This window comes from Mucilaginibacter mallensis (assembly GCF_900105165.1).
Lineage (GTDB): Bacteria > Bacteroidota > Bacteroidia > Sphingobacteriales > Sphingobacteriaceae > Mucilaginibacter > Mucilaginibacter mallensis.
Genome location: NZ_LT629740.1, coordinates 3,817,381 through 3,829,419, shown reverse-complemented (window position 1 = coordinate 3,829,419; position 12,039 = coordinate 3,817,381). Strand labels below are relative to the sequence as shown.

The following is a 12,039-nucleotide window of genomic DNA, read 5'->3' as shown; positions in this document are numbered from 1 at the left end:
ATTGAGATGTCTCCATTTATTGCAGAATTAGTTGGCACTATGCTAATGATACTCTTAGGCGATGGCGTAGTAGCCAACGTAGTTTTGAAAGATACCAAGGGAAGTAACAGCGGCTGGATGGTGATTACCACCGCCTGGGGATTGGCTGTTTTTGTAGGGGTTACGGTTGCCGGTCCTTACAGCGGTGCACATTTAAACCCGGCTATAACCATAGGCTTGGCCATTGCAGGCAAATTTGCCTGGGCACAGGTAGTGCCATATATAATAGCCCAGTTTTTAGGTGCTTTTATGGGTGCATTTTTGGTGTGGATAATGTATTATGATCATTTTAAACGCACTAATGATCCCGGTTCCATTTTAGCAGTTTTTTGTACTGGTCCGGCAGTTCGCAATTATATATCAAATATATCCAGCGAAATCATCGGCGCTTTTGTGCTCATATTTACCGTTTTTTATATTACAGGGGCAGAGATAACGCCAACTAAAACACCCATAGGGCTGGGTTCGGTTGGGGCGTTACCGGTAGCTTTGCTGGTATGGGTAATAGGGTTATCGTTAGGCGGTACAACCGGCTATGCTATTAACCCCGCGCGTGATTTGGGCCCGCGTATTATCCACGCCCTTTTACCAATGAAAAATAAGGGTGGCAGCGACTGGGCCTATTCGTGGATCCCTATTATGGGGCCACTTATTGGGGTAACCATAGCCGCTTTACTCTATCTCCAGCTCCATGGATAAATAAATAAAAGAAGTATCATGAAAAATATAAGTAAAGTTAGCCTTTTGGCTTTTCTTGGGCTATGCCTTTGTCTTGATGGCTGGGCCCAGGATACTACAGCACGGAAAAAAGACACATTAAGCGTAAAGAAATATAAACCGTTTGATATTAATTTACAGGTACGCAACTTGTATATATGGCGTGGTTTCAGGGTCTCAAACAGCCCAATTTCAGATGCCGATCTCCATTACACCACCCGCGACGGCAACTTTGCTGTTGGCGTTTGGGGCGGCGAAAGCTTTGATGGCGAGTACCGGGAGTTTGATTACTATGTAAGCTATAAAACATCGGGGTTTAACTTTTCGGTTTGGGATATTAATAATTTTAGTAATTACCCCAATGCCAATCTGTTTAATTATAACCCGGCAAGCACTTCGCATTTTATTGATGTAACAGCGGGTTACCAGTTTGGCGATTCGTTTCCGTTGAGCATTAACTGGAGCACTATTGTGCAGGGGCGTGACACCTACACCAAAAGCAATGGCCAACTGGCTAATGCCTACTCTAATTATGTGGTGCTCGATTACCGTATCTGGAAGGAGGGTACTGCCGACCTGCATATTTTTGCCGGTGGTGGTTTTGCTTTTGGCCGCGATGAGAATTTTTATGGCTCAAAGCCTAATATTGTAAATACCGGGCTAACATTTAATAAGGATTTAAGGATATTTAGCTATCATTTGCCGCTCGCGGCTACAGCAATGGTTAGCCCCGAACATAAATATGGGGCATTGCAATTGGTGTTTAATGTTTTTTAGTTAGAATAGCTACAATTCAAAAAGCCATAACAATCAGATTGTTATGGCTTTTTTTGAATTTTGTAATCCTGAAGGAAAGCATCTGAACGATGGCCCACTTCACTACCTTTATAAATCGTTTGCTCAAGTAGTTCTGCAGGAAAACATTTCAAGGGACATCATTTTCCTCCAAACACTTCCTTCACAGCGTCAAGATATGCATAACCATGTTGCTTATCAGGTTCCAGGTAACTGCCTTCTGCCCATTCATTCCAGGCATTAATGGTAATTAATTTAGGCTGATCGGGATGGCTGTCAACATATGCTTTAGCCTGTAATAAAAAGCGTTTAAAGTCTGCGGGGTTTGCTTCTGTAACCCTGGCTTGTAAGGTCTTGGGAAAGCGCGGATTATTATCCCAGCTTATAGATACATGTGGAAAATATGGTACCGTAAATTCTTTGCTAAAGGTAGCCCATCTTTCAATTGCCTTAGCGCCCCACTTATCATACTTGTCCGCTGATACATAATGGATCCACTGGTAATTGGTGAGGCTTTTCAATCCCAACTCCAAAACTGTATTGTTCTGGGTAACACTGGTGTCGCCCGGCACTGCTGAAAGGCCCTTGGGTATTGCCCCCCATAAAACACCCTGTAAGTGCAAACCCGGAAAACCTGCTTCTTTTGTTTTTTGCGTAAAATAATCCAGCGCCTCTTTAGCCTGATTAATACCACCCATGCCTTTGATAAACGTAGCTAATTCATAAATGCTGATTACCGGCTCGCCATTGATCTTGTAATAGTTTGGCTGGCTAAAATAATCTTTTATGATATGCGCTATCATGGTATTAAATGTAGGCCTGTCTATCCCACCATACCAATATATTTTACTTTTATCATCGGTTGTGTAATCCAGGTAAGCACTATGATCATGATTGGCCCACATCAAGTAAAATTTCATCTTATTCCTGTTTTTCGCACCTAAAAAGCCTTTGTCCAAGCCGTTTTCCAGAAATGGTTTTCCATCATACCAGTACCAATCATAAATAAATACGTTTATACCATGCGATACGGCGGCATCAATTCTTTGCTCCACCGCCTTTGGATCGGCCTCATTAGTATAACCCCATAGTGGAACTTGTGGCTGCTTATCACCGGGGAATTTTGGCTTGGCATTGTAAATGGCTTCCCATTCGCCTTTGCCATCTTTAAATACACCAATGTCTTTAAATCTTGCATCGGGCTGGTAAGCCGGCCACACATAAGCTGCAATATCATAATGCTGATGGCCTGCATCCTGTGCGTGTACCGAAAATATACATGTTACAAATAAAAGGCTGGTATATATAAAAATCTTTCTAATGCTATTCTTGATCGTTATCATCTTGTTTTTATAGGTTTTATTTCGACTTTGTTCTTCGTAATTAAATTGCAGAGGATAAAACATAGTCAAACCCTCTGCAATCATTTTTATTATTTATAACCAGGGTTTTCAACCAAATTTGGGTTGTTGGCTGTCCGGGCTATTGTAATAGGTAAATAATAATTTTCCGGCCTGAACTGCGGGATATTTGATGTACCGTCTACATTATTGATGATCTGGATCTGGTATTTTCCGCTGGCAGCATCAAGGATATACCGAATGCCCGACCAACGTATGGACAGATCGTTAACTGCTGTACGCCATCTTCTCACATCCCAGTAACGGTGCCCTTCTAAAGCTAATTCCACTTTGCGCTCGTTATGTATAGCGTCCCGTGTTACAGCAGTGAGTGGCGCAATTCCGGCCCTGCTCCTGATTTGATTAATATCAGTCATGGCCTGGCCTGTATTTCCCGATTCAAAGGCAGCTTCTGCATCATTTAATAATATTTCAGCATACCTGAAGATCAGCCAGTCTTGTGCTGATGTAGCCCAGCCGGAGTTTGTTCCTGCCAAATTATCATGGCTTTCGTCCAGGTATTTCAGCTCACCTATACCAGTACCCTGGAAGTCCTGATCACCTGTTGCAGGGATGCCATTGTAAGCACCAGAGGTTATGATAGTCCCATTCGGCAATAGAAGGCCAGCATGGAAATCGAGTGTACTGCCTTTCCACTCCCAACCCTGGGTATAAAAAGTTGCATAAAAACGCGGATCCCTGTTACCCCAAACCTGGTCCATGGTATACAGGCCCTGTTGAATAGCCGTGCGGTCTAATGCACCGGATGTACCGTCAATCTTTTCAAATGATTCGGCTAACTCCAAATAGGCCTGGTCATATAATCCACGGCCCCAACCTTCCGGCCGCGGGCAATTGAAAAAGTCAACAGCCCAGCCGTTACCGCCGGATAATTCATTAACGGCATCATGCTTTTTACAGAAAATCACCTCACTATTATTCTTAACCAAAAAGATATTCCTGAAGTTGGTTGTTTTATCTGCATCTAAATTATAGAGTGCATATTTACCGCTTGTGATGATAGCTTGTGAGGCGGTCAATGATTTTTGATAATAGGCGTTAGCCTGGCCTGAGGGTATGCCGACAACCCCATTTAACTGTACCGTACCAAATTGCGCAATACTGCCGGCATATAAAGCCGCGCGGCTTACTAAGGCTAAAGCAGCATATTTTGATGGATGACCAAGGCTATCGGCATTTATCACCTCGGGTAAATCACTGGAACACGCATTGGCTTCGGAAATAATGAAATCATAAATGCTTTGCTCCGTAGCCCTTGCAGGGTATAACACAGATTTGGGGTCAGACTCACTTTGAACGGTCGTGATCAGCGGAACCCCACCATAGCGTTTTACCATGGCAAAGTAACAGAATGCCCTCAAAAAACGCGCTTCAGCCAGCTTAGATTTCACTACGCCAGCAGCGAGAGGAGAGCTGGGAATACTAGCTATAAACTGGTTGATCTCGCGTACAGTGCTGTATCCCCACCAGTCGAGGTTAGGGTCGCCACTGATATTCAGGCCACCATATTTATAGGTAAACGCATTGCTGGGGTTCCAGTCACGATACTGTGGAAACGCTTCGTCTGAAATATCATTTATATCCGGAAAATGCCATGCTGCATCGCCGTTCAGTCCGTTACCGCTACAGTCATTACCCAACCAGGGCATGTCGTAATAAATTTGAGTAAGATAGGCATCTATCAGCGCGGGGTCTTTAAAAACCTCGTCGCCTGAAATGATACTAAGGGGTTGTTTATTAAGGACTTCCTTATTACACGAAAAAAGTATCCCGGCCCCTAACACAACAAGTAGTATTAATAATTTTTTCATAATGTCTTAAATTATAATGTTAGATTCAATCCTAATGATATGGTTCTCTGCTGCGGATAATAGTATCCTCCATTGCCTGACGGTTCTTCAGGGTCGATATCATATTTTGCCAGCGGATTAATAGTTAACAGGTTTGTTCCAGCAAGGTAAATCCGAACATTTTTAATACCTGCTCTTGACAGTAAATCATGCGGCAGGCTATAGCCCAGCGCAAATGTTTTCAATCGTAAATAGTGGGTCTTTTTATCATAAAAATCCGAAGGGAGTGTGTTTGTTGATGCCCCGCCTAAACGCGGCACACCTGCCGAAGCATTATTATTTGCGGGGGTCCACCGTTCATCAAAAATAGCCTGAGAAAAATTGGCACCGCCTTGTTGCAGGTTCACGTTGGTAATGTAACCGAATGCCCCCTGGAGTAAAGATTGCAGGTCGAAATTTTTATATTTCAGGTTAATGGTTGCGCCGGTCATCCATTCAGGCACGGAGCCGTTGCCAATTTGTACTTCATCACGCCAATCAAGCGTACCGTCATGGTTAACATCAACGTATCTTATATCGCCGGGGCGTAACCCAGCGTTACCACCAGGGTATTGGAATGTTAAAGCATTAATTTGCTGCTGGCTTGTAAATACGCCATCTGATTTATATCCAAAGGTTCTATCTACCCACTGGCCTGACTCCTGGTATTCCCTTTTCTGGTCAGGATCGGTATAAGTTGGTTCATCGTAATGTTCCCACTTAGCACGCGCCCATGACAGGTTGCCAACAAACGTATAATTCAGCTCGCCTATATTACCGCTGGTTCCTAAGCTAAGCTCAAAGCCGCGGTTGTTCTGGCTGTTAAGATTTACCTGGGGCAATGCGGCGCCAAATGTACTTGGCAGCGTTAGTACCTGCGTAGCAGGGATGCCTGAAAGCGTTCTGTAAAATACATCTATAGTACCAAATAATTTCCTTTTCCAAAAGGAAAAATCGGTGCCGACATCATAAATATTTACCTTTTCCCAGGTTAGGTTAGGATTTGCTACACCTGTTGAAACAATACCCTGTGAGGTGCTTGTGCCAAAAAGATAATAGCCGCCAAAGTTATAACCTGTTAAATACTGGAAATTACCAACGTTATCGATACCAGAGCTGCCATAACTTGCACGCAGTTTCAATTCGTCTACAGCGCTTACTTTCTTCATGAAATCTTCCTGGTCAATACGCCAGCCGGCTGAAACGCTTGGAAAATATCCCCAGCGATGATTCGGGGAAAAAACGGCGGATGCGTCAGCACGGAATATAGTTTCTAATAGGTATTTATTTTTGTAAGCATAATTTATGCGGCCCACATAGCTTGCACGCCCCATCTGCGATGCCGAGCTGTTTGCAGTAGCGGTTTGCACCGAGCCGGCAAATAACTCCTGTATTTCATCGGTTAAGAAGTCAGTTCTTCCTGCCGTTAAAAAAGTGGTGTTGTAGTCAATTGCCTCATATAGCGCAAGCGCAGTAACATGATGATCCTGGCCAAAGGTATGATCGTAATTCAATGAAAACTGACGGTCAATGTTTTCGGCTGTATTTTCGTTGTAGTATAATTGTGCCTGCGTTCCTAAAGCACCTGCAAGCGTATATTGCTGGGTGGAATAATCATAAGTGTAAAAACTGTAGGGTTTACTAAAATTCTTTTCGTCAGAATAAGTTTTGTTGTAGTTGATAAAGGCCTTCGCGCTCAAACCATCAATAGCCCTGATTTGGTAATTGGCGACGAATGTTCCTTTTAAGTTCTGACTGTTAACATTGTCATAGCCAGCTATATCTTCATTGGAAACAAGTGCGATACTACCTACACCCTGACCATTTGCATAGGAGTTATAGCTTGCATCGGGCAATGTTGCAGGATATATCGGCAACGAGTTCCATAAATCCTGCCATAAGGTATTGATACCGGCGCCTTCGCCACGGTTTGGTTGCGATTTGTATTCGTTTACATCTGATATATCTAACTGGATGGATAGATCATTAGTTATTTTAGCGTCCAGGTTTGATTGAATATTATATCTTTTATAACCTCCGCCGTTTGTACGCCATATCGGGTCCTGATCCAGATAACCAAAAAATCCAAAATATTTAATGTTATCCGATCCACCCCGTACAGATAAATTTTGATTGGTTTGTGGCGCGAATGGCTTTGTAGCCACTTTCTCCCAATTTGTATTAGGATATGCCGGATCGTTACCTGCCTGGTATTTGTTGATCTGATCTTGCGTGTATGGAGCTTGTTTCCCCTCATTGGCATATAGTTCATTTTCTAATTCTGCGTATTCTGCCGAACTAACCGGCTGTGCCATATAAGTGTTATCCTGTAGTGTATAGGATGAATTGAAAGTTATATCGGGTTTGCCTGCTTTACCGCGTTTTGTGGTAACCAATATAACACCATTACCAGCACGTGCCCCGTAAATAGATGCTGCACCGTCCTTAAGTATACTGATCGATTCAATTTCATTAGGATCGATATTGTTAAAATCTGATTCAACACCATCAACGATCCAGATAGCCTGGCCAAAGCCGCGTATGCTGATCGACGCCTGATCTGCACCTGGCTGCCCGCTTGATTGTTGGGAAATTAACCCGGGCAGCCTCCCTGCCAATGAGTTAATCGTACTTGCTACGGGCGCAACAGTTATATCTTCAGATTTAACAGAGGAAATCGACCCGGTTATAGTTCCCTTTTTTTGCGTACCATAACCAACAACTACCACATCATTTAAACTATTAGCCTTGGATGTCAGGCTGGTACTTATTGAGGTTTTGCCGTTTACTGGTATTTCTTTACTGTTATAGCCAACACTGCTAAACACAAGCACAGCATCGGTATTGGTAACCAAAATGGCATACCTGCCGTTTTTGTCGGTTGTTACCCCCTGGTTTGTGCCTTTGATGGTAACAGATACTCCGGAGATAGCCTGGTTTTGCTCATCTGTAACGAGGCCCGATACTGTACTTTGATTAACTGTTTTCTGTTCGGCTTCTTTTGGTTTAGTAGTTACAATTACATTTTTGTTTTTTACAACATAAGTAAATGGCTGGTCTGAAAAGCATTGAACCAGCGCTTTGTCGAGTGGTAAATTCTTTACGTTGATAGTTACCGGGCTAGCCTGATTTATCAGCTCTTCATCATAAAGAAAATGATAGCCACTTTGTTGGCTTATATTGTCCAATAGTTGCTCAAAAGAAACTTTTTTAACGTTTAACGTTATATTTTGGGCATAAGTAGCTGCTGAAACATGTAACAAAGTACATAGACAGAGAACAAGCGTTAGTTTCATCTTTAAGAAGATATCAGGTCTATTACAGGACAGCATCCTGCAAAAAAAAATTGTAAATTTTTTATACATTTGAATGTTAGGTTAATGAATAATTGGTTGTTTCGAGCGATCATTGTGTTTACCTGGCGCAGCTCCCATTGCTGCTAAACCAGGAGCGGTGGAACGTTCCTGGTTTTACTGGTAAAACTTTTAGGTAATTATTATTTACATATCACGATTATCCTCCTTCCTTCAATTTGGAATTTTGCAATCCCTGTTAGTTCGAGATAGTTTAATAATTCAGCAATATTTTCGGCTCTGGATACTGTGCCACCCATTATTTTATCGGATATGTTTCCTCTGTATTCAATATCCACGTTATACCATCTGGCAATTTTATTCATCACTGTTTGGATGTTTTCTTTTCTGAAAGAAAAATATCCGTTTTTCCAGGCTACGGCGTCTTCAACATTTACAAAATGTAGTGTAATCTCATTTCTGTTTTTGGCTCCTATGGCCTGTTGCCCCGGAACCATGGTCGTGGTTATGTTTTTGGAGGTGAGTGATACCGACCCTTCAAGTAAAGTAGTGTTGACCGACGGCTCATTTTCGTAAGCCATCACGTTGAAATGCGTACCCAGTACCTTAATGTTTATATTTTCTGCCGCAACTGTAAAAGGGAGGTGCTTATTTTTAGAAATCTCAAAATAGGCCTCACCGCGTAATTCAACATGCCTTTCATTACCCTTAAATGTACTCGGGTAGGTTAAGGAAGATGCTGCATTAAGCCAAACATTGCTTCCATCAAGCAGTGTAATTTTAAACTGTCCGCCCTTTGGTGTGGTAATCGTATTGTAGACTATCTGTTGATCATTTGTTGATGGGTTATCATTGACTACCTTATACGAAATCTGACCAGATGCATTTTTTGTAATAACTGTATTTCCCTGCACTGCAATCTTCCCTTGATTAGCGCTATTCAAAAATATCTTTTTCCCGTTCCCAAGGGTTAAAGTAGCAACATTGGCCCCTGGTAGTATGATTTGTTTTTGGGGATTCTTTTGAACAATTTCTTTTGGACTACTCCAATGGCGGTTAACCAGGTAAATACTTGCTGTTACAAGAATTACCGCGGCAGCAACCATTTTCCACGGTTTTAAAAAGCCACCTCGCTTTTCTTCGTGCTTAATTTCCTCATTCAGGCGCAACAATATCCGTTCGCTGACACTTTCCCTATCATCGGGATACTCGGCATACTGCGAACCTATTTTACGATATAAGTTGAACAGTTCTTGCTTTTCCGTGTCATTAATGGAACGGTCTAAATATTTTTGCAGCAAATAGTTGATCCTTTGCTTATCCACTTTATAATTGGTTTATAATGACATGTCGTTGCGAAAAGCTGTTTACCCTATATCTTATTTGATTTTTTTTAATGGATCTTGGGCATTGAAAGCACATGGATAGCGAAAAGGCGTCCGGTGAAATTAACCCGGTCAAGAAGTAGATGAGGATTAGATGTAAATATCTAATCTACAATGTTACTTATTCTACAATTTAAAGGTCTTTAAAAGCTCATGAGATATTGTAATAACAAAGCCCGCAGTTTCAATGCTGTTTCTAATGATTTTTAAGGCACGCGTTAAATTCGCTTCAACTCCTTTTTCCGAGATATTCATTTTGGAAGCAATTTCAGAATTCTTCATGCCTAAGTGACGGCTGTAGTTAAATACTAATTTACATTTCTCGGGGAGCTCTTCAACTATTCCATTAATATATTCTTGTAAGAAAAGGGCATCTAATCTTTCCTCATCAAAACAGATATCAGAAAAATTAAAATTTCTTTCTGCCAGCTTACTCCGGCGCAGGTCTTTTCTATAATGGTCAAACACTACATACTTAACTTTTGTAGCCAGGAAGCCTCCAACATTGTATATTGATAAGCTATTTTTATTTTTCCAAAGTGAAATAAAAACTTCGTGAACGATGTCTTCAGCAGAAGACTTATCATTCGTATGGTTCCAGGCTATGAGTACCAGTTTTTCCCAATATCTTTTATATATCTGCGTAAAAGCAAAGTTATCTCCCTCTTGCAAAAGAGCCATGAGTTCCTGATCGGAAAGGACGTTAGGGGGAGTCATGTTTAAATTGGTTAATCTATTGGTCTTGATCAATGTCTTGCCTAAAATAGCAGACAATGACTTTTGAAAAAGCTAAACTAAATAAAACCAATAGCTTAACTGTGCTGAACTGTTACGGGGTATGGTTCCTTTATGTGAGATTTATTAAATGTTAATTTTTATTTGCAAATAAGAAAACAATGCTATATTTGTAGTGTACTACTATACTAATACACTATAAATATGCTTAATGTTTCTGGTTTAAGTTTTGGTTATCAGGGTAAGCCGCTGCTCTTCGAAAATCTCGATCTGCAGCTTAACGAGGGTCATATCTATGGATTGCTTGGCAAAAATGGAGCAGGTAAATCAACCTTATTAAAAAACATGGCCGGGCTTGCTTTTCCATCAAAAGGGAAATGCCTTTATAAGGGAATAAATACATCATCGAGGGCTGTTGCTGTTTTAGAGGATATCTTTTTTTTAGCCGAAGAACTTTTTACACCTTCATTAACGCCATTGCAGTTTGCGGCGGGTACCGGTGGGTTTTATCCTAAGTTTTCCGGGTCAGATTTCGATAATTATTTAAGATTATTGGATGTTGATCCCCGTGATGTTATGGATAAACAATCCTTAGGGCAGCAAAAAAAAGCCATGATCGCTTTCGGCCTGGCAACCAACACCAATTTACTAATAATGGATGAGCCTACCAATGGTCTTGATATACCCTCGAAAGTCCAATTTAGAAAATTAATGGCATCCGTGTTAACTGATGAAAGGTGCATCATAATTTCTACTCACCAGGTGCGCGATTTGGATAGTTTAATAGATACCTTATTGGTGCTCGATAACCGGGAGGTTGTAGTTAACCAGTTAATGGATGAAGTTGCTGAAAAATTGACATTCGGCTTTTATACTGACACTACCGATCTACCGGTATTGTATGAAGAAGAAAATATCCGTGGCAAAAATGCCATTTTAAAAAATACAGGCAAGTACGGCAAAGTGGACCTGGAGTTGCTTTTTAACGCCATCATCAGCGGCAATAAACCTGTTTTAGAAATATTGAAGAATCATGAATAACATATTTAATCCCGGCAGGTTCGGCAGGCTATTCATTAAGCATACAACCGAGCATTATAAGAACTATTTAATGTCATTAATAGTGCTGTTCGGCGTGATGCTTTTGGGTGCCAGTTTTTTAGTTTATCTCATCCATGCGCCAATAGATCTGGGTTTGCAAACAGCGATGTTTATAGCCATAATGCTATTGGCCGGTACCATTTTTACCAGTACCGTATTTGCTGATTTTGCTGAGAACAAAAAAGCAATTTCTTCATTAACCCTTCCTGCATCACATTTCGAAAAATACCTGGTTGCATGGCTTTATTCCTTCGTAATTTTTCTGATATGTTACCTGGCCTGTTTTTATTTGGTCGACTGGCTGGCTATTAATGCAAGGCATTATCCGGGGCAGCAAATTGTTATGTTAAATGTGTTCAACAGGTATATCATATTCTGTTTTTTGATATTTGCATTTCTGCATGCTATTGCTTTATGGGGCGCGATCTTTTATAATAAACTACATTTTGTAAAAACAGCATTTGCGTTTTTTATTGGCATTGCCTTGCTTATGCTCATTAATAAATTTTTGCTGGGTTATCTTTTACAGAAAAGCGTGCTTATGGCCCCGCCATTTGGTGCCCTCAGAATCATGGAGCATAACAGGGAGGTATCTTTTTTTATTGCTCAGGATGACGGCAACTTTGTGATATGGCTATTAGGAGCCCTGACACTTATATTTTGGGCAGCTGCCTATTATCGTTTAAAAGAAAAGCAGGTATAA

The 12,039-nt window shown here is 41.2% G+C and carries 9 protein-coding genes; 4 read left to right on the top strand and 5 right to left on the bottom strand.

The window, feature by feature from the left end:
* Window positions 1-6 precede the first annotated feature (6 nt).
* Window positions 7-738 carry an MIP/aquaporin family protein gene (locus BLU33_RS15445; protein WP_091374807.1) on the top strand — a complete coding sequence of 244 codons (732 nt, stop codon included), beginning with the start codon at window positions 7-9 and terminating at the stop codon, window positions 736-738.
* Between the two features lie 18 nt (window positions 739-756).
* Window positions 757-1,533: a hypothetical protein gene (locus tag BLU33_RS15440; RefSeq protein ID WP_091374804.1), complete on the top strand. Its 777-nt coding sequence runs from the start codon at window positions 757-759 to the stop codon at window positions 1,531-1,533.
* Between the two features lie 158 nt (window positions 1,534-1,691).
* On the opposite strand, the gene BLU33_RS15435 is transcribed toward BLU33_RS15440, so the two are convergent.
* The 5 genes from BLU33_RS15435 to BLU33_RS15415 all read right to left on the bottom strand — a co-directional run bounded on the left by BLU33_RS15435 (window position 1,692) and on the right by BLU33_RS15415 (window position 10,217).
* Window positions 1,692-2,894: a glycosyltransferase WbsX family protein gene (locus BLU33_RS15435; protein WP_091380636.1), complete on the bottom strand. Its 1,203-nt coding sequence runs from the start codon at window positions 2,892-2,894 to the stop codon at window positions 1,692-1,694.
* Window positions 2,895-2,983: 89 nt separating this feature from the next.
* A complete protein-coding gene (locus BLU33_RS15430; RefSeq protein ID WP_091374800.1) occupies window positions 2,984-4,783 on the bottom strand; it encodes a RagB/SusD family nutrient uptake outer membrane protein in 1,800 nt (599 codons plus the stop codon).
* An 11-nt stretch (window positions 4,784-4,794) separates the two neighbouring features.
* Window positions 4,795-7,989 (bottom strand): TonB-dependent receptor, encoded by a 3,195-nt coding sequence (locus tag BLU33_RS15425; RefSeq protein WP_157682167.1) that lies wholly within the window; start codon window positions 7,987-7,989, stop codon window positions 4,795-4,797.
* A gap of 308 nt (window positions 7,990-8,297) precedes the next feature.
* The gene (locus BLU33_RS15420; RefSeq protein ID WP_091374793.1) at window positions 8,298-9,440 is read right to left on the bottom strand and encodes a FecR family protein; all 1,143 of its coding nucleotides are present in this window, start codon (window positions 9,438-9,440) and stop codon (window positions 8,298-8,300) included.
* Between the two features lie 186 nt (window positions 9,441-9,626).
* On the bottom strand, window positions 9,627-10,217 hold the full coding sequence (locus BLU33_RS15415; RefSeq protein WP_091374790.1) for an RNA polymerase sigma-70 factor: 591 nt from the start codon (window positions 10,215-10,217) through the stop codon (window positions 9,627-9,629).
* A gap of 222 nt (window positions 10,218-10,439) precedes the next feature.
* On the opposite strand from BLU33_RS15415, the gene BLU33_RS15410 reads away from it, so the two are divergent.
* On the top strand, window positions 10,440-11,276 hold the full coding sequence (locus tag BLU33_RS15410; RefSeq protein WP_091374787.1) for an ABC transporter ATP-binding protein: 837 nt from the start codon (window positions 10,440-10,442) through the stop codon (window positions 11,274-11,276).
* A complete protein-coding gene (locus BLU33_RS15405; protein ID WP_091374784.1) occupies window positions 11,269-12,039 on the top strand; it encodes a hypothetical protein in 771 nt (256 codons plus the stop codon). The genes BLU33_RS15410 and BLU33_RS15405 overlap by 8 nt, the downstream gene beginning before the upstream one ends.